The sequence below is a fragment of the Lujinxingia litoralis genome, assembly GCF_003260125.1.
Taxonomy (GTDB): Bacteria; Myxococcota_A; Bradymonadia; order Bradymonadales; family Bradymonadaceae; genus Lujinxingia; species Lujinxingia litoralis.
Map to the genome: position 1 here is coordinate 127,286 of NZ_QHKO01000007.1, position 23,174 is coordinate 150,459.

17 protein-coding genes are annotated in these 23,174 nt (G+C 64.6%); 11 read left to right on the plus strand and 6 right to left on the minus strand.

Translation table 11 applies throughout. The features are described from left to right. Positions 1–95 precede the first annotated feature (95 nt). Positions 96–1,208 carry a 4Fe-4S binding protein gene (locus DL240_RS14780; protein ID WP_111730669.1) on the minus strand — a complete coding sequence of 371 codons (1,113 nt, stop codon included), beginning with the start codon at positions 1,206–1,208 and terminating at the stop codon, positions 96–98. Beyond that, on the minus strand, positions 1,205–2,488 hold the full coding sequence (locus DL240_RS14785; RefSeq protein WP_111730670.1) for an NAD(P)/FAD-dependent oxidoreductase: 1,284 nt from the start codon (positions 2,486–2,488) through the stop codon (positions 1,205–1,207). Before DL240_RS14785 ends, DL240_RS14780 begins: the two co-directional genes overlap by 4 nt. Positions 2,489–3,742: 1,254 nt before the next feature. Between DL240_RS14785 and DL240_RS14790 the strand changes: the two genes are divergently transcribed. The 4 genes from DL240_RS14790 (at position 3,743) to DL240_RS14805 (ending at position 11,216) form a co-directional block, all read left to right on the plus strand. Then, a complete protein-coding gene (locus DL240_RS14790) occupies positions 3,743–5,479 on the plus strand; it encodes an OmpA family protein (RefSeq protein ID WP_111730671.1) in 1,737 nt (578 codons plus the stop codon). Positions 5,480–5,569: 90 nt separating this feature from the next. Further along, a complete protein-coding gene (locus DL240_RS14795; RefSeq protein ID WP_158542602.1) occupies positions 5,570–8,641 on the plus strand; it encodes an Ig-like domain-containing protein in 3,072 nt (1,023 codons plus the stop codon). Positions 8,642–8,945: 304 nt separating this feature from the next. Next, positions 8,946–9,752, plus strand: a complete 807-nt coding sequence (locus DL240_RS20310; protein WP_199589831.1) for a hypothetical protein — start codon at positions 8,946–8,948, stop codon at positions 9,750–9,752. Positions 9,753–9,974: 222 nt separating this feature from the next. Further along, positions 9,975–11,216, plus strand: coding sequence for a hypothetical protein (locus DL240_RS14805; protein ID WP_111730673.1), 1,242 nt, complete (start codon positions 9,975–9,977; stop codon positions 11,214–11,216). 87 nt (positions 11,217–11,303) lie between these two features. Here DL240_RS14805 and DL240_RS14810 read toward each other — a convergent pair whose 3' ends face one another. Next, on the minus strand, positions 11,304–12,530 hold the full coding sequence (locus DL240_RS14810; protein ID WP_111730674.1) for an NAD(P)/FAD-dependent oxidoreductase: 1,227 nt from the start codon (positions 12,528–12,530) through the stop codon (positions 11,304–11,306). Between the two features lie 540 nt (positions 12,531–13,070). On the opposite strand from DL240_RS14810, the gene DL240_RS14815 reads away from it, so the two are divergent. The 3 genes from DL240_RS14815 (at position 13,071) to proB (ending at position 18,236) form a co-directional block, all read left to right on the plus strand. Further along, positions 13,071–15,992 carry a vitamin B12-dependent ribonucleotide reductase gene (locus DL240_RS14815; protein WP_111730675.1) on the plus strand — a complete coding sequence of 974 codons (2,922 nt, stop codon included), beginning with the start codon at positions 13,071–13,073 and terminating at the stop codon, positions 15,990–15,992. A 162-nt stretch (positions 15,993–16,154) separates the two neighbouring features. Continuing rightward, positions 16,155–17,096: a hypothetical protein gene (locus tag DL240_RS14820; RefSeq protein ID WP_111730676.1), complete on the plus strand. Its 942-nt coding sequence runs from the start codon at positions 16,155–16,157 to the stop codon at positions 17,094–17,096. Positions 17,097–17,099: 3 nt separating this feature from the next. Further along, the gene (gene proB, locus DL240_RS14825; RefSeq protein WP_111730677.1) at positions 17,100–18,236 is read left to right on the plus strand and encodes a glutamate 5-kinase; all 1,137 of its coding nucleotides are present in this window, start codon (positions 17,100–17,102) and stop codon (positions 18,234–18,236) included. Positions 18,237–18,254: 18 nt separating this feature from the next. Here proB and DL240_RS14830 read toward each other — a convergent pair whose 3' ends face one another. The 3 genes from DL240_RS14830 to DL240_RS14840 all read right to left on the minus strand — a co-directional run bounded on the left by DL240_RS14830 (position 18,255) and on the right by DL240_RS14840 (position 19,465). Continuing rightward, positions 18,255–18,632, minus strand: coding sequence for a hypothetical protein (locus DL240_RS14830; RefSeq protein WP_111730678.1), 378 nt, complete (start codon positions 18,630–18,632; stop codon positions 18,255–18,257). A 116-nt stretch (positions 18,633–18,748) separates the two neighbouring features. Then, a complete protein-coding gene (locus DL240_RS14835) occupies positions 18,749–18,994 on the minus strand; it encodes a hypothetical protein (RefSeq protein WP_111730679.1) in 246 nt (81 codons plus the stop codon). A gap of 105 nt (positions 18,995–19,099) precedes the next feature. Beyond that, positions 19,100–19,465: a TraR/DksA family transcriptional regulator gene (locus DL240_RS14840; RefSeq protein ID WP_111730748.1), complete on the minus strand. Its 366-nt coding sequence runs from the start codon at positions 19,463–19,465 to the stop codon at positions 19,100–19,102. 487 nt (positions 19,466–19,952) lie between these two features. Between DL240_RS14840 and pilM the strand changes: the two genes are divergently transcribed. From pilM to DL240_RS14860, 4 genes are all read left to right on the plus strand, one after another. Next, positions 19,953–21,020 carry a type IV pilus assembly protein PilM gene (gene pilM / locus DL240_RS14845; protein ID WP_199589832.1) on the plus strand — a complete coding sequence of 356 codons (1,068 nt, stop codon included), beginning with the start codon at positions 19,953–19,955 and terminating at the stop codon, positions 21,018–21,020. Next, positions 21,017–21,685 (plus strand): PilN domain-containing protein, encoded by a 669-nt coding sequence (locus DL240_RS14850; protein WP_111730680.1) that lies wholly within the window; start codon positions 21,017–21,019, stop codon positions 21,683–21,685. Before pilM ends, DL240_RS14850 begins: the two co-directional genes overlap by 4 nt. A 38-nt stretch (positions 21,686–21,723) precedes the next feature. After that, positions 21,724–22,296, plus strand: a complete 573-nt coding sequence (locus DL240_RS14855; RefSeq protein WP_111730681.1) for a type IV pilus inner membrane component PilO — start codon at positions 21,724–21,726, stop codon at positions 22,294–22,296. Between the two features lie 68 nt (positions 22,297–22,364). Further along, the gene (locus tag DL240_RS14860; RefSeq protein ID WP_111730682.1) at positions 22,365–23,168 is read left to right on the plus strand and encodes a pilus assembly protein PilP; all 804 of its coding nucleotides are present in this window, start codon (positions 22,365–22,367) and stop codon (positions 23,166–23,168) included. Positions 23,169–23,174 lie beyond the last annotated feature (6 nt).

Sequence of the window (23,174 nt, forward strand, 5' to 3'; positions counted from 1 at the left end):
GACTCCCGGTCATTTTAAGTGGTTGAAATGTGGGGGTAAAAAATGACCGGGAGTCCCGGTCTGGGGGTGACTCCCGGTTCCGTGTCGCGGGATGCTCAGTCGCGGTAGCTCTCGTTGAGCAGGGCGTCCATGGAGAGCTCCTGGGGATCGCGCCGCCAGCGGTTCTCCAGGCGCAGCACGCCGCGGGGGCAGACCTCGGCGCAGATCCCGCAGCCCACGCAGCTGGCCCGCACAAAGTCCTGGTTGCGTTGGGCGTAGGCGCGCACATCGATGCCCATCTCGCAGTAGGTCGAGCACATCCCGCAGCTGATGCACATGTTGTCTTTGACGCGGATGCGGTAGCGCCCGAATTTTTGCACCAGGCCCAAAATGGCGGCCATCGGGCAGAAGTAGCGGCACCAGACCCGGGTGCCGCCCACCGGGTAGAGCGCCACGCCGATGATCCCGGAGAGCAGCGTCACGACCACAAACCCGTAGAGCGAGCGCAGGCTGGCGGTGCGTTCGGCAAAGGCCGGATAGTTCTCTCCCACCCCCCAGGAGGCGATCACCAGGGCGGTGGTCACCAGCGCCAGAAAGAGCGTGATGTGGATCGACCACTTCTCAAAGTTCCAGGCCCGGGTGGATTTGTTGGAGAGGTGTCGAAAGGGCTCCCCGGCGGTGTTGGCCAGGCCCCCGCAGCCGCAGACCCAGGAGCAGTACCAGCGCTTGCCAAAAAAGATCCCCAGCAGCGGGACCAGAATCAGCGAGCCCAGCAGGCTGAAGAGGATAAAGGGCAGGGGCATCGACAGGATCGTCGAGGGGTAGAAGTACTCGATCTTCAGCGGCCACAGGTAGCTGAAGTAGTACTCGGGTTGCTCAAAGATCGAGAGCACCCAGGGTACCGAGAAGGCCAGGGTGGCCTGCACAAAAATCACCACCGAGGTGCGCACCACCTGGTAGCGGTTATGGCGGTACTTGTAGATGACGTACCCCCCGCCCAGGGTCACCGCCAGGGTGTAGAGCAGCCCGTAGAAGGTCCACTTGCTGGGCAGATGCAGCAGCTGTGCCAGGGGGGTGAAGAGATCCGGGACGGGCACCCCGGCCAGGGTGCGCCCCCCGTAGTAGAGGATGAAGTAGAAGGCAAAGAGCCCCACGGTCAAAAGCCAGGCGGTGGGCCCGCGGTGGGTCAGGTCGTGTTTGAGCCAGCCCAGGGTTCCTTTCTGTCTCACAGCGTGCGCTCCTCTTCCTGAAACGTCGACAGTTCGACGCGGCCAAACTCCACGTCGAACTGGGCGCGGCCCAGATGCTCGCGCACATAATCCAGCGGGCGGCGCTCGGCGATCCACTGCGTCAGCAGGGTGTGATCCCAGCGCGAGCCCAGCATGCTAAAGCCCAGCACCCGCTCCTCATCAAAGATGATGCGCTGGGTGATCGGGCGCGTGGGGTGCTTGCGGTAGAGCGAGCGGGTGCCCGGGGCCAGGTTCACGCACTGGCCCACGGTGGTGTACTCGATGCCGAAGAATTTGGAGCTGTTGTAGAAGATCGGCGGCTCGTAGCGTATCGCATCGCCCAGGATGGCGGCCGCGGCCAGCTGGCCCTGGAGTTTGGCCGAGTACCAGATGGTCTCCAGCAGGGGAGGCTGGTCCTCGCCACGGTCGATTTCGGCGCAGTCGCCGGCGGCAAACACATCGGGCAGCGAGGTGCGAAAGCTGCGGTCCACGCAGATGCCCCGGGCCAGCGCCGGCGCCGTTTTGACCTCGCGCAGCCACTCGACGTTGGGGGTCACCCCGATGGCTACCCCGAGCATCTGGCAGTCCAGGCGGCGCTCATCGCTTAAATGCACCGCGCTGACCCGGCCCCGGGCGTCGGTGTCGATGCGCTCGACCTCGCGCTCCAGGATGAGTTCGATGCCGTGGCGGCGGATCTCCTCGCTGATCAGCTGCCCCTCCTCCTCGGCCAGGGCCGCCGGCCAGAAGTAGGGCTCGCGCACCACGAAGCTCACCTGGATTTTGTGGTGCACAAAGCTCTCGGCGAGCTCGACGCCGATGAGACCGCCGCCGATGACGACGGCCTGGTCGGTGGACCAGGTCAGGCGCTCGCAGGCGTCGAGGTCCTGCATCGAGACAAAGTTCACCAGCCCGTCTTTCACCTGCTCCAGCCCCTTAAAGGGGACCATGCGGGGGCGCGCCCCCACGGCCAGCAGGAGGCGGTCGTAGCTCAGGGTGGCCCCGGAGCCCAGCGTCAGCGTGTGGGCATCGGCGTCGATATCGACCACGCGGTTTTGGATGCGCTCAATCTGCTGGCGCGCCCAGACCCCGCGCTCGTAGGGCTCGAGATCGCGGCGTTGCATCCGCTCCATGTAGGCGTACATCAGGGCGGTACGCGAAAAGAAGTAGGGGTGCTCTTCGCTGATGAGGGTGATGCGCGCTCGCGAGGGGTCCAGGCGTCGGCGAATGGCCAGCGCCGCCTCGGTGCCGGCGACGCCATTGCCCACGATGACAACATGCATAGGAAGGCTCAGCGGTGGAGAGTTCGGGGGGGAGAGGTATGACGCCGTGGCGTCAGCTGCTGCTCACGGCGTAGTAAGCGAATCTGGACAACGAGACCACCCGGGGCAGGCGCCGGGAGCGCCGGGCCGGGGCGGCCGACTAGCCTAACAAGAAGGATGCGGCGCTCCTATTCCCCCGGCGGCCTTTTCGGCCCCCGGGCCGTCAGCCGTGGCGAGGGGGGGGCGATGGCGGGGGCGCCCCTGCGGATCGCGGAGCTTGAAGTGTGAAAAGGGGCGATCATCTGCGGATCGCGGAGTTTGACGCGTGAAAAGAGGCGCGCAACGGCCGATCGCGGAGTTTGAAGCGTGAAAAGAGGCGATCATCTGCGGATCACGGAGTTTGACGCGTGAAAAGAGGCGCGCAACGGCCGATCGCGGGTTTTCAGTCGGGGAGGGGGGCGCGCAACGGCCGATCGCGGGTTTTCAGTCGGGGAGGGGGGCGCGCAACGGCCGATCGCGGGTTTTCAGTCGGGGAGGGGGGCGCGCAACGGCCGATCGCGGGTTTTCAGTCGGGGAGGGGGGATCAGCGGCTGAGCACCGGGGGCATTTTGAACAAGGCCCGCTCCGGCGCATCGTGGCTGGCTCCGGTGTTGTCCTGGCGCGTCGGGGGAGGTGTCGAGTGTCGAGTGTCGGGCGTCGGGCGCCGAGCGCGGTGCGAAAGTCCCGGCCCGGAAATCAGGACTGGCGTCATTGCCGATCCTCGTGTAGACCGCCCGGTGAGTGGACGCCGATCCGCTACCTCATCCGGAGGAGAAAGGCGGCGCTCTCACACTCTCAAGCATTGAAAATTCGGGGCGGTCATGATCGAGGTACAGGGATTTATCCTATGTGCCATAGCGTCGTTGGTCCGCGCTCTTTTTTGATGCGTGACGAAACCACCTGAAAACCCGTCAGGGCCCGCGCCTGGCCGGGGATTTCGCGGCCTCGACAGCTTCTCGTCGGATGGTTCGAGGAGGGGCGGCTGAATGAAGGTGTGAATTGTACCATTTCGGTAAAATTTGCGCGGGTCTGTAAAAAGGAGTTGATTCGCGTCGTCCGGGTCGTTAGGGATGCGCCCACATCGCCCGGGGCGGCGCATTTGCCGCCCGGGGCTGCTGATTGAAGGAGCCCTGCCTCGCCGAAATCCCGGAGAGCAGGGTTGATTGTTTAGATTTTGTTACAAACCTACGGGCGCCTTAGTGCCCGGTCGTAGTTCTCACTCATTGGGAGACACACATGAATGGAAGTAAGAAGTCTGTAGTCACCATGGCAGCCGCGCTCGGCGCAACCGCGCTGCTTGCCCCGCTCAACGCCTCTGCGCAGGGATTTGAACTCCAGCAGTTCAACCCGATGCCCAACCCCTCGGGCAACCTGTTCAGCACCTCGTCGGCCGATGTCGGCGCCCACCTGGACTGGTCCGCCACGCTCCTCTTCAACTACAGCAACGATCCCCTGGTGCTGCGCAACAGCGACGGCGATCGCATCGACAGCGTGGTCGCCGACCACGCCACGACGCACCTGCTGCTCTCGCTGGCGCTGCTGGATCGCTTTGAGTTGGGAGTGGACGTGCCGGTGGTGGTCTGGCAGCGCGGCAGCGGCGTCCCCGGTGGCGAGCAGGCCCCGGGCGAAGGCGGCTTTGGCGTGGGTGATATCCGCCTGGTGCCCAAGGTCCAGGTCTTCTCCACCCGCGAGAGCGCCCAGGATAACGGGGTCGCGCTGGCGGTGCTGGCCGATGTCTTCGTCCCCACCGGCAACGAAGAGAGCCTCCAGGGTGGCGACTTCCGCGTGGGTCCGCGCGTGGCGTTTGACGCCATCGTGGGCGGCCCGCGCATCGCGGCCAACCTGGGCTACCTCTACCGCCCGGGCGTGAGCTACGAGAACCTCACCGTCGACGACACCCTGGGCTGGAACCTGGGTGTGGAAGTGCCGGTGACGCCGGAGCTGCGCGCGACCGCCGAGGTCTTCGGCAAGCTCACCCCCCTGGCCGACTCCCTGGAGAGCTACAACTCGCCGACCGAACTGGTCGCCGGCGCGAAGTATCAGTGGGGCAACCTGCTGGTGATGGGCGGTGGTGGCCTGGGTCTGGTCAGCGGCTACGGCACCCCGGACTGGCGCGCGTTCGCCGGTGTGGGTTGGGCGCCGGCGCTCCTGGAGCCGGCTCCCGAGCCCGAGCCCACTCCTGAGCCGCAGCCCGAGCCCGAGCCTGAGCCCGAGCCCGAGTGCCGCGCGGCCAGCGTGGAGCTTGATTGCCCGGATGTCCCGGCGGCGAGCTGCGAAGAAGGTCAGCTGACCTCGTATGTGGCCGCCTGCGAAGAGGGCGCCTGCGCCTACCGCGAGGCGACCACCACCTGTGGTGAAGGCACCGTCTGCGGCACCGACGAAGAAGGCCAGGCGGCCTGCGTGGCCAAGGCCGAGTGCGAAGTCGATGGCGACTGCACCAACGCCCCCTCGCCGACCTGCGAAGACAACACCCTGACCACCTACGCCGGGATGTGCGCCGAGGGCAGCTGTGAGTACGCCCCCAGCACCACCACCTGCGAAGAAGGCTTTGAGTGTGGCCTGACCCGTGGCGTGCCGGCCTGCGTCCAGAAGACCGAGCTGGTCAAGATTGACGAAGAGACCAAGCGCATCGAGATCAGCGAGATCGTGTACTTCGCCACCGGCTCCGACGAGATCGAAGAGCGCTCCTTTGAGCTGCTCAACCAGGTCGCGCAGGTGCTGGAGAACAACCCGCAGGTCGAAGCCGTGCGCATCGAAGGCCACACCGATAACGTGGGTCGTCGCGCCAGCAACGTTGACCTGTCTCAGCGTCGCGCCGAGTCGGTGCGCACCTACCTGATCAACCGCGGCATCGTGGCCGAGCGCCTGAGCGCGCAGGGCTTTGGCCCGGATCGTCCGGTGGCTGACAACGGTACGGCGACCGGCCGCGGCAAGAACCGCCGCGTCGAGTTCCACATCGCCGACGACGAGTAATTTCTCTGCCGCCCCTCTCTCCGCCCCCCGTGGGCTGGAGCGAGGGGCGGCGTATGCAGTTTGTTTTCTTAAATGAAGTCGAGGTTTTGTATGAAAGTTCAATCGCGTGTCGCGGCTCTCGGAGCCGCGCTGGCAACGACTACGCTCTTTGCCGCTCCGGCGCTGGCAAGCGCGCCGCTGCTGGAGTGTCCGGGCGGGGGCTACGGCGACAGCCTGATCAGTTTGGTCCAGGGTGGCCTGGATGATGGATCGGCGTCCGTCTCGATTGCCGGGGTCTTCCCCAACGGCATGGATGTGCTCGGCGTGCGCTTCACCGACGCCTGGGTGAACATTAACGGCACGATCACCTTTGAAGATCCGTTGGCAGCGTACACGCCTGATGCCATCCCCGGGCTCTCGCAGCCGACGATCGCGCCTTATTTCGCGGACGTCGATTTCCGCGTTCCGATTATTTCCATTCCTCCCCGGGAGCGCCAGGGCGACATGACCTTCTGTGAGGACCCGGCCAATAACCGGGTGCTGATCACCTGGAAGGATGTCGGTTACTACAACAAGAAAATCGACAAGCTCAACAGCTTTCAGGTGGTGTTGAAAAACACCGAAGGGGAGTGTGCGGACGCGGAGACCTTCGATGTGGAGTTCCGCTACAACCGCCTGGAGTGGACCACGGGTGATGCAAACGACAGCGGGGGTTCGGGAGGTCTGGGAGGCCATCCGGCGGTGGCCGGCATTGATGCCGGCGATGAACTCTCCGCACAGGCGCTCCCGGGCAGTGGCACCGCCGCTGTGCTGGATCTGGTGAACCAAACGAACACCGGTACCCCGGGGGTCTTTGAGTTCCGCGTGGCCGGCTGGACGATGCCCTCCTGCGGCGACGGCGTTATCGACACCTGCGAAGAGTGCGATGGCGGCGCGGGATGCACGCCGATCTGTACCGTGAGCATGTGCGGCGACGGCTTTGTGGAGCCGGGCGTTGAGCAGTGCGACGGCGAAGCCTTCGCCGGCGGTGCGGCGAGCTGCCCGGCCGGCTACACGGGCACGCCCCTGTGCAACAACGATCCGAACAACGCGCTGGCCGATGGTACCTGCACGGTTGACGCGGTGCCGGCGGGCTGCGTGGATGTGGACGAGTGCGCCGAGACGACCGGCATCTGTGGTGACGCCTCCTGCGTGAACACCGATGGCGGCTACAGCTGCGTGTGCCCTGCGGGCTACGAGTTTAACGGCACCACCTGCGTGGACGTGGACGAATGCACCGAGACGCCTGGCGTCTGTGGCGCGGGCACCTGCTCCAACACCGGCGGTGACTACAGCTGCGCCTGTGACGCGGGCTACGAGTTCGACGGCACCACCTGCGTGGACGTGGATGAGTGCGCCGACACGACCACCTGTGGCGCGGGCACCTGCACCAACACCGACGGTGGCTACAGCTGCGGTTGCCCGGAAGGCTACGTGTCCAACAACGGCACCTGCGAGAACGTGGATGAGTGCACCGAGAACGCTGGCGTCTGTGGCGCGGGCACCTGCACCGACACCGATGGCGCGTACGAGTGCGCCTGTGAAGAGGGCTACGAGTTCGCCAACGGCACCTGCGAGAACGTGGATGAGTGCGCGCAGAGCACCGACACCTGCTCGGAGAACGCCACCTGCACCGACACCGACGGCGCGTACGAGTGCGGCTGCGAGCCCGGGTATGCCGGCAATGGTGAGGTCTGCACCGTGGTCGTGACCATTATCAGCCCCGACACCAGCCTCCCGGTGGGCACCCCCACGCCGACCTTCGAAGGGACCGGCGAGCCGGGTGCAGTTGTGGAGCTGAGCGTGGACGGCGAAGTCGTGGGTACCGCGACCGTGGACCCCGATGGTGAGTGGACGATCGTTCTGGACGAGCCGCTGGAAGACGGTGAGTACAGCGTTGTGGTTGGCGATGGCAGCAGCACCGACGAGGTGACGCTGGTGATCGACACCCTGGCGCCGGAACTCGAAGTCACGCTGCCCGAGCAGGACGTGCGCTACTCCAACTCGCCGGACGCGATCGAAGGCCAGGCCGAGCCGGGCAACCAGATCGATATTGTCATCAACGGTGAGCACGTGGGTACGACCACCGCCGACGAAAATGGCGAGTTTGAGTTTGAACTCGACGAAGCGCTGGAAGATGGCGTGTACGAAGTGATCGTCAGCGCCACCGACGACGCCGGTAACACCACCGACGAAATCGTGGACTTCTCGGTCGACGGCAGCGCGGAGCTGCAGATCGAGACCCCCGAAGACGAAAGCACCGTGCGCACCTCCACGCCTACCATCAGCGGTACGGCGGAGCCGGGCACCATCGTTGTGGTGCTGATCGACGGTGAAGAAGTCGCCCAGGTTGAAGCCGACGAAGAGGGTGAGTGGACCTACACCCTGGAAGAGGCGCTGGAAGACGGTGAGTACGACGTGGTCGTCCAGGCCGATTCGCCCTCGGGCACCCGTCAGGATCAGGTGGAGATCACGGTCGACACCACCACCACCGACGTCACGATCGTGAAGCCCGGCACCGATGTCCCCACCTCGGAGGCGACTCCGGAGTTCAGCGGTAACGCGGCCCCCGGCGCCACCGTCACCATCATCATCGACGGTGAAGAGGTTGCCGAGGTCGAAGCCGATTCCAACGGTCAGTGGAGCTACGTGCCCGAAGACGACCTGAGCGAAGGCGAGCACACCGTGACGGTGATTTCCGAGGACGAGGGCGTGGAGACTGAGGCGACGGTGGACTTTGAAGTCGACCTGACCCCGCCCACCCTGGAGGTGACTTCTCCCAAGGGCGACAGCGACTGGTTCGGTGAGCCGGTGGTCGTTGAAGGTGAGGCTGAGCCCGGCAGTGTGGTCGTGATCGAGGTCGACGGCGAAGTCGTCGAGACGATCGAGGTGGGCGAAGACGGCCAGTGGTCGACGACGCTGCCCGGCGATCTGGGCGAAGGTGAGCACGTGGTCACCGTCCGCGCCGAAGATCCGGCCGGCAACACCACCGAAGAGCAGCGCACGTTCAGCGTGACCTATGGCGAACTCGCCGGCGGTAGCGTGTTCGCGGGCTGCGCCTCGGCGCCGGGCTCCGGTGGCAACGGCCTGTGGCTGGTGCTGGCCGCGCTGGGTATGGTGATTAGCCGGCGTCGCCGCCGCTAATCCCCGCTAAGCGTTAGGCTCACAACGGTCCCCTTCATATTGGAGGGGACCGTTGTGCTCTGGCCTTGGTGGGCAGCGCCCCCCGAACCCGCCAAGGGAGGCGGTCCCGTTAGAATTGACAGCCCGAAGTTTAGGGGCATAGTATGCGCCGCAATGGCCGCGTATTGACTTTTCCTGCGGTGAGCTGGTTTACACGAGTTCGCGCGGCGCGACCAAAGTTGCGGCAAGCTCGGTTCCGGAGCAGACCCCGATGTTGAAGGGGGCGCCGGGTTTCCTGATGTAAATTCGATTGAAGGAGAGATTCATGAAGCGTGGAATTCAACTGTTGATTGTCGCCCTGGCAAGTGCTGGTCTGATCTTCTCGGGTTGCGACAAGCCCGCCGAAGAGACCGCCCCGACCGAAGAAGCCGCTCCCGAGGCCCCGGCCGAAGAGGAAGCCGCCGAAGAAGCGGAAGAGGAAGCGCCTGCTGAAGAAGAGGCCGCCGAAGTCAACGAAGACATGTACATCAACGCTGCCTTCGAAGTGACCTGCGTGAACGCGCAGATCGAAGACCCGGCGCGCGCCACCGAGATCAAGAACGAGATCTACCCGCGCTACGGCTTCACCGAAGAGAGCTTCAACGCTGCTCAGGAGCAGCTGGCGGAGCGTGAGAGCGTGAAGACCGCCCTCGAAACCCGCATGGAAAAGTGCACCGCCGAGCTGGCCGAGTCGCTGGCTGAGGCCGGTGCTGCCGAAGCCGGTGAAGAGGCTGCGGGCGAAGAAGCCGGTGGCGAAGAGACCGCCAAGAAGGCTCCGGCCAAGGCCATGCCCGCCAAGACCGGCGCGATGACCGGTAACTTCGGTGGCGGCGGCTTCGACGGTGCGTCGATTCGTATGTCGGTGCGCCCGGACTTCAAAGTCACCGGGACCGTGCGCGGCAACCGCGAAGGCGCGGCGTTCGCCATTCCCTTCAGCGGTGAAGTCTCCCGCGGCGGCGACATCAACGCCACCGGTGAGCGCAACGGCAACACCGTCAAAGTCAGCGGCAAGCTGACCGCGGCCGGTGCCGCCGGCGAGCTGCAGGGCTCGGTGCACCAGCGTGACTACAAAGTGAACTACAACGCCAACTAAGTTCGCTTCGGCCCCTTTGGGGCCAGCGAAGGGCGATAGCGCACTTTTAAGGGCCGAGGGGCAACCCTCGGCCCTTGTTGTCTCTGGTGAATTCCGGGGTGCACCGCTAAGTTGTCGCCACCTGGACAATGGGTTATGGTGGCGGGGCCTTGCGAAGGAAAAGGACGACCACACTCCGCGGTAGAGCGCGCGAAAAGGGTCACGACGAGGAGGCCAGAGGGTATGCGCTTTTGCACCACTTGCGGGCGAAATTTCGAAGAAGCCATCGACGTGTGTCCCCACGATGGGACGCCGCTCTTTGGCATGGCGGGGGACGAGGCTGAGGCCCAGGTTGAGATTGGCGATGGGGTGCCTCTGGGCGGCTCGGAGCCGGCGGAGGCCACGCTGACCTCGATGGAGGATTCTGCGGATCTCTTTGGTGAGGTTCAGAGCGGGGAGGATGAGGAGGCGGCCGTGGAGCTAACGCCGGCGCCGGCACCCTTGCCCGAGGTTGAGCCTGCACCTGAGGTCGACTTCGCGTCGCCGGATGAGGCGTTCGAGGCTCCGGAGGCCGAAGCGCCGGCGGAGGACGTGGAGCCCGAAGCGCCGCTGGAAGCTGTGTCGGCGGAAGAGGACGAGGAAGGCGCAGAGAGCGCGTTGTCCGAGGAGGAAGAGGACGACGCCGCGGCGGAATCGTTTGAGGAAGAGGCGGCCGTGGCGGCAGCCCCGAGCCTTGATGAGGCTTCGCTCTTTGGCGATGAGCCCGCGGTGCAGGAGTCGCCGCAGGAAGCCACGCCGGTGGCAGCCATTCCGCCCGGGGTCAATGAGCCCGAGGTGGAGGAGCGCGCCGCAGCCGCCGTGGCGCTGGAGCCCACGCCGGAGAAAGAGGGCGGCAAGGTGGGGCTCCTGCTGGCGGTGATCATTCTGCTCGGCGGTATCGCCGGCGCCGGGTGGTATTTTGTGGCTGGTCCCGGGGCCGGAAGCACGACGTCATCGACGGCACAGAGTGCCCCGGTGGAGGCGCCGGCTGTCGAAGCCGAGGAGCCGCCGGCAGCGCCTGCGGAGCCGGCCGTCGACGAATCTCCGGCACCTGTGGAGGGAGAGGAGGCCGAGGCCGCTGGCGAGGAGGAAGCCGCGATGGCCGAAGAGGCTTCCGAGGAGCTGGCCGTGGCGGAAGCGCCGGCGGAGCCGGCCGCCGAGCCCGAAGCGGTTGCCGAGAAGGCGCCGGAGCCGGTGGCAAAGCGTCGCGTGCCGGCAAAGCGTGAGAGCGCTCGGCCGGCGCCGGCGCCGGCGCCGGAGCCCGAAGTGGCGCCGGAGCCGGAGCCCGAAGCGGAATCGGGACGCACGATCGAGATCGCGAAGCCCGTCAAGCAGGTCAGACCTGCTCCCAGCCCCGAGCCGGCCGAGGAAGTTTCGGAGGACGGGGAGGAGGAGCTTTCCGCAGAAGAGCAGCTTAAACTGGAGCTGGAGCGGATGCGCCAGTAAGCGGTCGGAAAGTCCCCGGGTCGAAAGACCGGCAGGTTAAGAGCCACAAAAAAACGCCCCCGAAGTTCGGGGGCGTTTTTTGTGGGCTCAGCGTTCGTCTTCCGGCTCGCCCGCGGGCAGCGCGGGGGGCCGCGCTTCCCAGTCCGGACGCGCGGCCCGCATGGCGATCCAGTCCATCAGGAGCAGGGCTTTCTGGAAGGGGCGCGGCATCAAGGCGGTGAAGTACAGGCGGTAGGCCAGCCAGGCGGCGCGCCCCTCAAAGGCCCGCCCCAAAAGGTCGAGCGCGGCGTTGGCGCGGCCCAGGGTGACGAAGTCCCCGCGATCTTCGTAGCGAAAGGGCAGCGTCGCGCGGCCGACCAGATCGGCCAGCAGGTTCTGCGCGGCGTGGCGGCCGGCCTGCATGGCCACCTGGGCGTTGCGCGGTGAGGAGACCTGCATCTGCGCGACATCCCCCACCGCGTAGATGCGGTGGTAGCCGCGCACCTTGAGATTGTCTTCGACCTCCACGCGCCCGAGTTCATCAAGGGGCAGGCCGGAACGGGTGACCCAGGGGTGCCCGCGCCGTCCGGCCAGATGATAGATGTGGGTCGCCTCAATGCGCTCGCCATCATCGAGGAGGAGTTCGCCGTGCTCGAGCTGGAGGACGCGGCGGCCGGTGCGCACGTCGACACCCAGGTGGGTAAGGTAGCGCGTGGCGATCTCGCTCATCGCCTCGGAATGATCGGCCAGGACGCGATCGCGGGCCTCAATCAGCGTGATCGCCGAGGGCGGAGGGGTATCGGGGTGTTTGGCGCGCACGTCGGCCAGGGCGCTGGCCAGCTCCGCGCACCACTCCACGCCGTCGGTGCTGGCCCCGACAATGGCAAAGGTCCAGGGATCCTGGTCGCCAAACTCAAAGAGGCCGGCCAGGCGGTCACGGATGTCCACCGCTCGCCGAACCGAGTCGGGGGTCTGGGCCTGGTCGGCGCCCTCGAAGGCCTCATCATCCCGGGAGGTTCCCGGCGCCAGGATCAGATAGTCAAAGGGGACTTCGCCGCGGTCGGTGATCAGCCGACGTCCCTTGAGATCGAGCTCTTCGACCCGGGCGATGAGCACCTCGGTGCTCGCGTCAAAGGCCTCATCCAGGGGCGTGGTGATATGGCCCGGATCGAGCTCGTCGCTGGCCACGTTGTAGAGCAGGGGGCTGAACACAAAGGAGCTCTGGTCGCTGACCAGGGTGAGTTGAACGCGCTTGCGACTTAGCAAGGCGTCTTCCAGGCAGCGCGCGGCGTGATAGCCAGCGAATCCACTCCCGAGCACGACGATCTTACGCATGGACGCTCCGTCCCGAACTTCGAAGTCAAAAGAAACCCCGCATCTGGCGATGGGGGGCGACAGTGAACCCTGTTAGGGCAAGGGGTGCAAGCGCGATCGGCCGGGGGGAGGCGGCGGGCGGCAGGGCGATCGTCCAGACGTCAGGCGGGATTCTGGTAAATTGATCGATTAACGATCGTCTATAGAGATGAAATTCGCTTTGATATCAGTATCTTAGAGTGTGTCGCTCGGCCCTCACTCAATACTTCAGGGGTGGAGGTCTAAAGGCTTGAAATTGCAGAGGTTGTGTCGTGGATATTTCTATATGTAGTGGCATCACCTGAGGTGGGTATACCAGATGTTGGGGCTCAGGTGGTTGACACGCCGATCACGCTTGATAGAGTCCCGCCTCGCATCCAGCTGGCAGCCCGACCCGGCTGGCGAGGCGTCCGGACGCGACGTGTCGCTCGCATTGGGGCGGCCTGGTGGACAGTAAGGATGCTGTAGTTATGTTCAGATTTGTGGGGGATTTATGCCCTCTTTATCCATGGAGACGGAAGTATGACAACGTCGATCGAGCCGAACGTGAGCGAAACCCCGGCCACCAAGAAAAAATCAGCGAAGAAGGTCCGGGAGTTCAAACCCTCGGGTAAGGGGCTGAGCTTTAAGCGGGTGTTCACCACCGAGGGCGTGCATCCCTACGATGAAGTTGAGTGGGAGCAGCGCACTGCGTCGATCGGCAGTGAGACCGGCAAGCTGGTGTTTGAGCAGCGCGATGTTGAGGTGCCGACCTCCTGGTCGCAGATGGCGACCAACGTGGTGGTGTCCAAGTACTTCCGTGGGCAGCTGGGCTCCAAGGAGCGGGAGACGAGCATTCGTCAGCTCATCGATCGGGTGGCCAACACCATCACCGACTGGGGCATCAAAGACGGCTACTTTGCCAGCCCGGAAGACGCCGAGGTGTTCCGTCACGAGCTTACTTACCTGGTGCTCCATCAGAAGATGGCGTTCAACAGCCCGGTCTGGTTCAACGTGGGCGTGGAGGAGCGTCCGCAGGCCTCGGCCTGCTTCATCAACTCGGTCAGCGACACCATGGAGTCGATCCTGGAGTTGGCCAAGACCGAAGGCATGCTCTTTAAGTGGGGCAGCGGTACCGGGAGCAACCTCTCGACGATTCGCTCCAGCCGGGAGCAGCTTCGGGGCGGCGGGACCGCCAGCGGTCCGGTCAGTTTCATGAAGGGCTACGACGCGTTTGCCGGAGTGATTAAGTCCGGCGGCAAGACGCGTCGGGCGGCCAAGATGGTGATGCTCGACATCGATCACCCCGATATCGAGGAGTTCGTCCACAGCAAGGCCGATGAAGAGAAGAAGGCCTGGGCCCTGATCGAGGCCGGCTATGACGGCGGGTTCAATGTGGTGGGCGGCGCCTACGACTCGATCTTCTTCCAGAACGCCAACCACTCGGTGCGCGTTAGCGACGCGTTCATGAAGGCCGTGGAAGAAGGGGGAACCTGGCAGACCCGCGCGGTGGTCGACGGTCGGGTGGTCGATGAGTATGAGGCCCGCAAGCTGATGGCGGATATCGCCGAGGCGGCCTGGATCTGCGGCGACCCGGGGATGCAGTACGACACCACCATCAACGACTGGCATACCTGCTCGAACACCGACCGCATCTACGGCTCGAACCCCTGCTCGGAGTACATGTTCCTCAACGACTCCGCCTGCAACCTGGCCAGCCTCAACCTGATGACCTATCGCGACAGCGATGGCGAGTTTGATGTGGCGAGCTTCCAGGCGGCGGTGGCGCTGACGATCACCGCGCAGGAGATCCTGGTCGATAACGCGGGCTACCCGACGCCGGCCATCGAGAAGAACAGCCACGCCTTCCGTCCGCTGGGACTGGGTTACGCCAACCTCGGCGCGTTGCTGATGGCCCGCGGGCTGCCCTACGATTCGACGGAGGGGCGCGCCTATGCCGGCGCGATCACCGCGCTGATGTGTGGGGAGGCCTATGCCCAGTCGGCGAAGGTCGCCGCAACAACCGGGCCCTTTGTCGAGTACCCGCTCAACGAAGAGCCGATGCTCGGGGTGATCGCCAAGCACCGCGCCGCCGTGGAGAATATCAGCGACGAGTGGGCGGAGATGGCCGACACCGCGCTGCTCAAGGCCGCGCGTCAGAGCTGGGACCGGGCCCTGGAAGCGGGCAAGGATCATGGCTACCGCAACAGCCAGGTCACGGTGCTGGCGCCGACCGGAACCATCGGTTTTATGATGGATTGCGATACCACCGGGATTGAGCCGGATATTGCGCTGATCAAGTACAAGAAGCTGGTGGGCGGCGGGTACTTCAAGATCGTCAACCAGACGGTGCCCGAGGCGCTGATTCAGCTGGGCTATGAGGCGCGCGAGCGTCAGGCGATCATCGATTACCTGATGGAGCACGACACCATTGAGGGTGCTCCGGCTCTTAAAGAGGAGCACCTCCCGGTCTTTGACTGTGCCTTTACCCCGGCCAACGGCACCCGCTCCATCGCGCCGATGGGCCATGTGCGCATGATGGCTGCGGCGCAGCCCTTCCTCTCGGGGGCGATTTCCAAGACGGTGAACATGCCGCATGAGGCCACCGCCGAAGACATCGCCGATTGCTACCTGGAGGCCTGGAAGCTCGGGTTGAAGGCGATCGCGATTTACCGCGACGGTTGCAAGCGCACTCAGCCGCTGTCGACCAGCCTGGATAAGAAGGCCGAGAAGGTTGAGGTGTCCCAGCCGGCACCGCTGGCGGCCGCGCAGCCGGTCTGGGGCTCCACCGAGAGCCGCCGTCGTCTGCCCGATGAGCGTCCTTCGATCACCCATAAGTTCTCGATCGCCGGTCATGAGGGCTACATCACCGTGGGGATGTACGAGAATGGTCAGCCCGGCGAGCTCTTCATTGTGATGAGCAAAGAGGGCTCGGTGGTCAGCGGGTTGATGGACAGCTTCGCGACCTCGATCTCGCTGGGGCTGCAGTACGGCGTGCCGCTTCAGGTGATGGTCGACAAGTTCAGCCACACCCGCTTTGAGCCCAGCGGTATCACCACCAACCCGAAGATCCGTTTTGCGAAGTCGGTCACCGACTACATCTTCCGCTGGCTGGCCGATAAGTTCTTGCAGGAAGAAGAGCGCGATCTCTACCTGACCAAGAACACCACCGAGGCCTGGCGTCCCGGTGAGCCGCAGGTCAACGTGGCGGCAGCCCCGGCCGACGAGGAGCCCGAGGAAGAGGTCTCGGCCGCAGCGGAGAGCAGCGACGTTGAGGAGAGCGAAGGATTTGCCTCGGCGCGTGACGGCCAGGTGCTCTTTGATGCGACGGCCGGCAACACAGGGACGAGCGTGTACACCCTGCAGGCCGATGCGCCGCCCTGCTCGGAGTGTGGCAGCATTATGGTGCGCTCCGGCGCCTGCTATAAGTGCCAGAACTGCGGCTCGACCAGTGGTTGCAGCTAAGCGCTCTAAGGAGTGACGCGCCTCCCCGGTGAAGGGAGACGCAGAGAGGATTGAGCCGCCCCGGGTGTTCCCGGGGCGGCTCAATGCGTTTGGTAAGTCCGCCCGGCGTTGGTAGGCTGCGCACGTATGAGGACACGGTCAGCACGCAGATGGAAGGGGGGAGTGGCACTGCTCCTGGCGATCGGGATGGTCGCCGGCGCCTGGGCCTTCTGGAGCGGCGCCCGGGGGACGTTGCCCGGGCTCCTGACCGAGCAGGAAGGACGCCAGGGCAAAGTCGGGACCCTGCGGGCGCTGGAGACGATGGCGCGGGCGCGTGAGCTCGCTGGCCTGCTGGCTTCACCGCGTCTGGATGCGTGTGATCTGGGCTGGCAGGAGGGGCGCGTAATACGGGTGCGCTCAACCTTAAAGATTCGCGCGGAGCAGGGGCGTCTTTTCAGACGCTGGGAAGAGGAGCTTCAGTACACCCGGCGTGAGGACGGCCACGGGGAGCTTGTCAGCCGGGCTGATGTCGTCGATCTCTCGGGCGAGTCTTCGACCCAGCAGCAGCGCTGGACCTGGTCGAATGAGGGGGCCTACGAATGGCTTGGCGAGTCCAGCGCGGTGGCGCACTCGCCAATCAGCCCGGCATTGATGCGAGTTCAGCAGGAGGCCCGCGGGCGCTTTGAGGCCCTGATGCGTCTAACCTCCCCGGGGTGGGCTCCCACCGCACAGGGCGTGCTGGTGCCAGTGCCCGAGCGCGACTTCCGCTGTGGGGATGAGCCGGTGCGGGAGTTCGAGGACTGGGCCTCGGTGCTGACTGCGCGGGCCGAGTTGAGCGAGGCGCAGGTCACGCGCCGGGACCACGCCGGGGCTCGCTGTCGCAAACTTGAGGCTCGCTTTGCACTGCGCGCCGGCGGAGAGGTATCGATGGAGTTGGATGAGTGCACCCAGGCGATGGACGACGCGCCGCGGTGGGAGAGTCCCGCGGAGGTGGTGTCCCTGGAGGCGATGCGCGAGGATCGCGAACTTGTCGCGCTCCTGCAGCAGGTGCGGGCGTTGGTGGAAGACGGCGACGTGGTCGCAGGGCCGGGGTTTGCCGAACTGAAGAGTGAAGGTCAGGAGTAAGTGATGTCGAAGCGATCGCGGATCGCCAGCGCCGGCCATGTCGTCGTGAAGATCGGAAGCGCTATTTTTATGCGGGAGGGAGGACGCGTCGATCGGCGCACCTTTGCCGCGCTGGTCGATGATCTCGACCGTTTGATGACCGGCGGTGTCCGAGTGACGGTGGTCACCTCGGGGGCGGTAGCGCTGGGGCGCCAGGCGCTCGGGGTGACTCCCGGTTCTTGCGAGGTCGCGGAATTACAGGCGTTTGCGGCCCTGGGACAGTCGCGTCTGATGCAGATGTGGGAGGCGGAGTTTGGTCACTATGACCGCCGCGTGGCGCAGGTGCTGCTCGGGCGTCAGGACCTGGCCGATCGCGACCGCTATCTCAATGCTCGCCGCGCCCTGGAGACGCTGCATGCTTTTGGGGCGGTGCCGGTGATCAATGAGAATGACACCGTGGCCACCGAAGAGCTGACGTTTGGCGACAACGATCAGCTCGCGGCCATGTGTGCGGCGCTACTGGGAGCCGACCTGCTGGTCCTGCTCTCCGATGTGGAGGGGCTGCTGGAGGTCCATCAGGGAGAGGGCGGCGAACGACGCTTTGGGAAGCGGGTCGAGGAGATTTCGCTCGATGATCCGCGGGTGGATCAGTGGGCGGGGCCGCCGGTCTCCGGGGTGGGACGAGGGGGCATGGTCTCGAAGATTCTGGCGGCTCGAATCGCGGCGCGTTCCGATACTCCTACGGTAATTGCACCGGGCAAGGCTCCCGGTGTGCTCGCCGCGCTCTGGCGAGCGGAGGCGGTGGGCACGTTCTTTGACCCGGGACAGGGGGGGCAGGTGCGAGCGAAAAAGCGTTGGATCGATCACGGCGCGCGGGCTGCCGGGAAACTTTTCTGCGATGAGGGCGCCGCCAGCGCGGTGCGCGAGCGCGGCGCGAGCCTGCTGCCGATCGGTGTGACCGGCGTGGAGGGGAGTTTTGAGGCCGGTAGCGTCGTGGAACTTGTCGATCCGCGCCAGCAGGTCTTTGCGCGCGGCCTGGTGGTGTACGACGCCGACGAGATCCGCTCCATCGCCGGGTTGCGTTCCGAGGCGATCGAGGAGGTGCTGGGATTTACCGTCTTTGATGCGATCGTGCACCGCGACAACCTGGTGCTCACCTGAGCCGGCGGTGGTTACCTCTTAGATGCCCAGGAGGTCGCGAATGACCTCCGGGCCGAGGTAGAGCATGACCACGGTAGAGGCCATGATTACCAGCATCAAAAAGGGGTTGATGAAGTTCTCCACCCGCACCTTATCGGCTGCGATAACCTCGCCCTCGACCTTGATCTCGCAATAGGGGCGGTAGCCGATCACCGACACCAGCTCAGCTTCAATGTGGTGGAGCTCACCCTCTTCATCCTCGTAGATGGCTTCCAACAGCGGTTTGAGACGAGGACCGCCACGGCTGTCGAGCTTCTGGTCGTCGAGCCAGAGTTCGTACTGGGGCGCCAGGTAGAGCCAACGCAGAGTCCAGTCGCCCGTGACTTTAAGGGTGTGATCGCGCCATTGCACTTCCATCGTAGGCTCCAGGAGGGGAGGGCCGCCGGTTCGCTAAGTGTGAACGTCCCCCTCAGTGTAGCGAGCCGGAGCCGGCGCGCAAAGCGCGCCAGAGATGGGCTCACCGGGGGCCGCGATCAGAGCGCGGGCGATTCCTGGGCAATCTGCGAGGCGCCGACCAGGATGAATTTTTTATGCACGTGGAGCGCGAACGCGCAGTTCTCGGCGATGGAGCGCTCGGTGTAGGGCTCTTCCCGGCAGTCGAGCACGTCGGTCCAGCCGGCCACATGATCGGGGAAGTACACATCGAGGCCGGTGTTCTCGACAGGGCCGACCTGGGCGGCGTTTTGGGCTTCGTAGAGGTAGAGGGGCTGTTTTTCCATCAGTTTACTTCCATTGTGGAACAAAGCCGGCCTCCGGACTGCAGGTCGGGAGGCCGGCTTTATGATTCACGGATCACAGGTGGCGTTGCAGGGCGCTTATGCGACTTACTCGGAGTAGAGCTTCTCGCGGCGCTCCTGCTCTTCTTTGCAGGCGATGCACATGGTGGTGACCGGTCGTGCACGCAGTCGCTGCAGTGAGATGTCGTCACCGCAGACCACGCACTCTCCGAATTCACCCTGATTGATGCGCTCGATCGCCAGATCGATCTTGTCGATCAGGTAGCGCTCCCGGCCGCGCAGGCGCAGGCTCAGGCTCTGATCGGTGAGCGCACTGGCCAGATCGGCCTCATCAGCCATGTCGTCTTTGGACAGTTCGATTTCGTGCTTGATGGTATTGGCTGCTTTATGAAGGAGGCGCTTCTTCTCGTCGTTCAGAAGCTGCCGGAATTCCTCGATATGTTCAGGACTCATGGCATAACCCACACGCTGTCTCGGCCTGAAAGCCGAAGGATTAGAGATGGTTGCGGCGGCATAAGCCTCTGGAATAGCGCCAAACGTAAGCACCGTAGAGCAAACTACCCAGCGACCCTCAAGCGTGGTGCCGGCTCAGGGGCAGGGAGGCGCGTGGAGGCGACCCCGCCAAATGAGCCTGCGAAGTGTAGTCAAAACCCCGGAGAGTTCAAGGCTCCACCGCGCCCGGCCGGCTGCCCCCAACATTGGCCCGGGGGAAGTTCATTCCGATGAAGAAAAAAACTTTCGTAACATTCATCCTGGGCTACAATCGCCGCAGCACGATGGTCCTACAGCCCCCGAATACTTCCTGGCGATAGCGCGCCTTCTGAAGCCCCGGCTTGGCGCGTGATTTATAAGTAACTGGGCCAGGTTGACACTGTTTTTGCACGCGTGGCACGATGCGAGCGGATTTCTTCGAGTACAGCTTTAAGTAAGGAGCAGTCACATGGCGATGGCCAATGGACGCAACTGTATCGGTCTCGACATCGGCTCGAGCGCGGTCAAGCTGTGCGTCCTCAAAAGCAATAAGCGTGGTCTGAGTCTGCAGGCCTTCGATTACGCGCAGCTGCCGCCGGAGACGATTGTCGACGGGGCACTGATGAACTCGACGGTCGTCGCGGACGCCATCGTGGAGTTGTTGGGACGCAACAAAATTCGCCACAAAGAGTGCGCGATTAGCGTGTCCGGCAATACCGTGATCGTGAAAAAGATCCGGCTGCCCCTGATGACCCAGGAGGAGCTCGAAGAGTCGATTCAATGGGAGGCCGAGCAGCACATCCCCTTTGATATTCAGGATGTGTTCATCGGCTTTGAGGTGGTGGCTCCCAAGACCGAGCAGGGCCAGATGGATGTGGTCCTGGTGGCGGCGAAGAAGGACATGATCAACGACTACGTGGCGGTCTGCCACGATGGCGGCCTGGATCCGCTGGTCGTCGATGTCGATGCCTTCGCGCTGCAGAATATGTACGAGGTCAATTACGGCTTCCACCGCGGCGAGACGGTGGTGCTCCTCGATATCGGCAGCTCGGTGGTGACGATGAACGTGGTCACCGACGGGGTCACGATGTTCACCCGCGATCTCTCGATCGGCGGCAGCGACATCACCGAGGAGATCCAGCGCCAGCTCAACATCACCTACCAGGAGGCCGAACTCTACAAGATGGGCGGCAGCCCGGGGATGAGCTCCGATGAGGTGCTGCCCCAGGAGGTGGAGAGCATCATTCAGGACAAAGCCGAGGATATGGCCCACGAGATTCAGCGCTCGCTGGATTTCTATGCGGCCACCGCCGCCGACTCCCGGATCGACAAGATTGTGGTCAGCGGGGGCACCGCGGCGATCCCATCGCTGGTGCGTACCATCGCACGGATCAGCGGGGTGCCGGCCGAGCTGGCCAACCCCTTCCGCAACGTCACCTACGATGAGCGGCAGTTTACCCCGGACCGGATTCAGCGCTGGTCGCCGATTGCGGCGGTCAGTGTGGGTCTGGCGCTTCGGAGGATTAACGAACGATGATTCGCGTAAACCTCTTACCGATCAAGCAAGCTCGCCGCCGCTCGGCCGGTCGCACCCAGCTCTTGCTCTTCGCCGGCCTGCTCATCGCCGAGTTGGTCATCCTCTTTGTGTTCTATCTGGTGGAAAGCGAGAAGTTGGATACCCGCCAGACCGAGGTCACCGGTCTGCAGCGCGAGGTCTCCGCCATTGAAAACGAGGTGGCCGACGCGCGCACCCTGGAGAAGGAGGCCGAAGCGCTGGATGCCCAGCTGGCCGTGCTCAATGAGCTGGAGGCCCGGCGTATCGGTCCGGTGCGCATGCTCGACGAGGTCCAGGCGATGCTCAGCCCGCCCCGCAACGAAGAGGAGCGGGTGGCCCAGCTGCGCCGGGACTGGAACGTGGAGTGGGACACTCGTCGCCTCTGGATTGAGAGCTTCACCGAGGGAGAGGGCGCCTTCAGCCTGGAGGGCATGGCCGGTACGGCCGATGATGTCGCCGAGTTTCTTCAGCGCATGACCACCGCTCGCCACTTCAACAACGTGCAGCTCGAGTATGTTGAGACCGCCAGCTCCGCCGGCCGCAGCGGTGCCGGGGCGATGCGGATGGTTCGCTTCCGGATCTTTGGCGAGCTGAGCTACATCGGCTACGCCGCCGCTCAGGACACCGACGCCAACCAGGGCAGCTAAGCCGCGCCCGGTGAATTCGCCACTGGAGGGCGAAGACGATGAATGAGTTGATCGACCGATTTAATGCCTACCCGCTGGGGCAGAAGGTGCTGGCGGTGTTCGTCCTGATGATCGGGATTCTGGTGGGCTTTCTGACGCTGGTGCACCGGCCGATGCAGGATGAGATCGCCAAGGCGGAGACGCGCCGCAGCGAGCTCCAGCGGGAGCTGGGCCGGCTCAAAGAGATCAGTGAGAGCCGCGCCGAGGTGGTCGCGCGCCTCAATGATCTGGAGCGTCAGCTGCATATCGCCCGCGAGAAGCTGCCGGAGTCGGCCGAGATTCCCAGCCTTTTGCAGCGCATTCATAACCAGGCCAAGACCGCCGGGCTGGAGATCAACCGCTTCCGGCGCAATGAAGACGTCGCCAGCAGCGACTTCATCGAGATCCCGGTGGAGATGGAGCTGGTCGGCAGCTTCGATGAAGTCGCCAACTTCTTTTACTTCGTCGGCCGGATGACGCGTATCGTCAACGTCAAGGATATCAACGTCAAACGGCAGACAAGTGGGCTGGTCGCCGACGGTCAACTCCAGGTTTCGGCCCGGGCCACGACCTATCGCTGGAAAGCCAACTAAGCGGCGCGAATCCCGATGTGTCGGTCCCTCCCCGGCCGGGGAGGGGACGCTGAGATAAGGTGAGCAGGATGATTGAGCTTCAGAAGAGAGCCCGCACGCGGCGGGCCCGGCCCGGGGCGCGGCGGTGGTGGATAGTCGCCGCGCTGGTCGTGCTGAGTGTGCCGACGCTGGGCGCCTGTGGTGGCGATCAGGCCACGGGAATTCCGCCCGAGGTGCTGGAGCGCCAGAAACGACGCCAGCAGCGCGCCGAGAAGGCCCAGGAGGCCTCTCCCGGTGCCGCCGCCGGCGCGGACTCCGCGCAGCTCGCGGCGTTTGATCCGGCTGAGGACTATCAGCGTCCCGATTATCCGGTGCGCCGCAACCCCTTCCAGCCCGATCTGGACGTGATGCAACCCGAGCCGGCGACGGTCGATGATTCGGTGCGACCGCTGGAGCCCCTGGAGGAGTTTCCGCTCAGCTCGCTGAATCTGGTGGCCGTCATCAGCGAGACGGCGGTGCCGCGGGCGATGTTCGTGGATCCCAACGGGCTGGGGCATTTTGTCAAAGAAGGCGATCGCATCGGCCGCAACAGCGGCGTGGTGCGGGTGATTCGAGATAATGAGGTGGAGATCCGCGAGGGCGGCGCCGATGAGAGCGGCGCGGTGGTGACGGTGCGCCTGCGCGATCAGCAGCTGCGGGTGGCCGACAGCGGATTGACACCTGAGGAGCGTGAGGCGCTGAAGCGTCTGTTGGAATCTGAGGAGGGTCGTGAAGCGATTGAGCGCTCCTATCGCGACATGGCTCCGGGTGCGTCGGCCGCCGATGAGGCAGCCTCCCAGCGCGCATCTGACACACGGTTCCCGGGGCTCGCCCCGCCCTCACGGCGGCAATGATGAAGA

What these genes read in the sequence shown, in the direction of transcription:
- DL240_RS20310 (WP_199589831.1), top strand. Translation starts at nt 8,946, where the DNA reads ATGAAGCGTGGAATTCAACTGTTGATTGTCGCCCTGGCAAGTGCTGGT.
- DL240_RS14840 (WP_111730748.1), bottom strand. Translation starts at nt 19,465, where the DNA reads ATGAGTCCTGAACATATCGAGGAATTCCGGCAGCTTCTGAACGACGAG.
- proB (WP_111730677.1), top strand. Translation starts at nt 17,100, where the DNA reads ATGTCGAAGCGATCGCGGATCGCCAGCGCCGGCCATGTCGTCGTGAAG.
- DL240_RS14785 (WP_111730670.1), bottom strand. Translation starts at nt 2,488, where the DNA reads ATGCATGTTGTCATCGTGGGCAATGGCGTCGCCGGCACCGAGGCGGCG.
- DL240_RS14815 (WP_111730675.1), top strand. Translation starts at nt 13,071, where the DNA reads ATGACAACGTCGATCGAGCCGAACGTGAGCGAAACCCCGGCCACCAAG.
- DL240_RS14835 (WP_111730679.1), bottom strand. Translation starts at nt 18,994, where the DNA reads ATGGAAAAACAGCCCCTCTACCTCTACGAAGCCCAAAACGCCGCCCAG.
- pilM (WP_199589832.1), top strand. Translation starts at nt 19,953, where the DNA reads ATGGCGATGGCCAATGGACGCAACTGTATCGGTCTCGACATCGGCTCG.
- DL240_RS14830 (WP_111730678.1), bottom strand. Translation starts at nt 18,632, where the DNA reads ATGGAAGTGCAATGGCGCGATCACACCCTTAAAGTCACGGGCGACTGG.
- DL240_RS14850 (WP_111730680.1), top strand. Translation starts at nt 21,017, where the DNA reads ATGATTCGCGTAAACCTCTTACCGATCAAGCAAGCTCGCCGCCGCTCG.
- DL240_RS14860 (WP_111730682.1), top strand. Translation starts at nt 22,365, where the DNA reads ATGATTGAGCTTCAGAAGAGAGCCCGCACGCGGCGGGCCCGGCCCGGG.
- DL240_RS14855 (WP_111730681.1), top strand. Translation starts at nt 21,724, where the DNA reads ATGAATGAGTTGATCGACCGATTTAATGCCTACCCGCTGGGGCAGAAG.
- DL240_RS14795 (WP_158542602.1), top strand. Translation starts at nt 5,570, where the DNA reads ATGAAAGTTCAATCGCGTGTCGCGGCTCTCGGAGCCGCGCTGGCAACG.
- DL240_RS14810 (WP_111730674.1), bottom strand. Translation starts at nt 12,530, where the DNA reads ATGCGTAAGATCGTCGTGCTCGGGAGTGGATTCGCTGGCTATCACGCC.
- DL240_RS14790 (WP_111730671.1), top strand. Translation starts at nt 3,743, where the DNA reads ATGAATGGAAGTAAGAAGTCTGTAGTCACCATGGCAGCCGCGCTCGGC.
- DL240_RS14805 (WP_111730673.1), top strand. Translation starts at nt 9,975, where the DNA reads ATGCGCTTTTGCACCACTTGCGGGCGAAATTTCGAAGAAGCCATCGAC.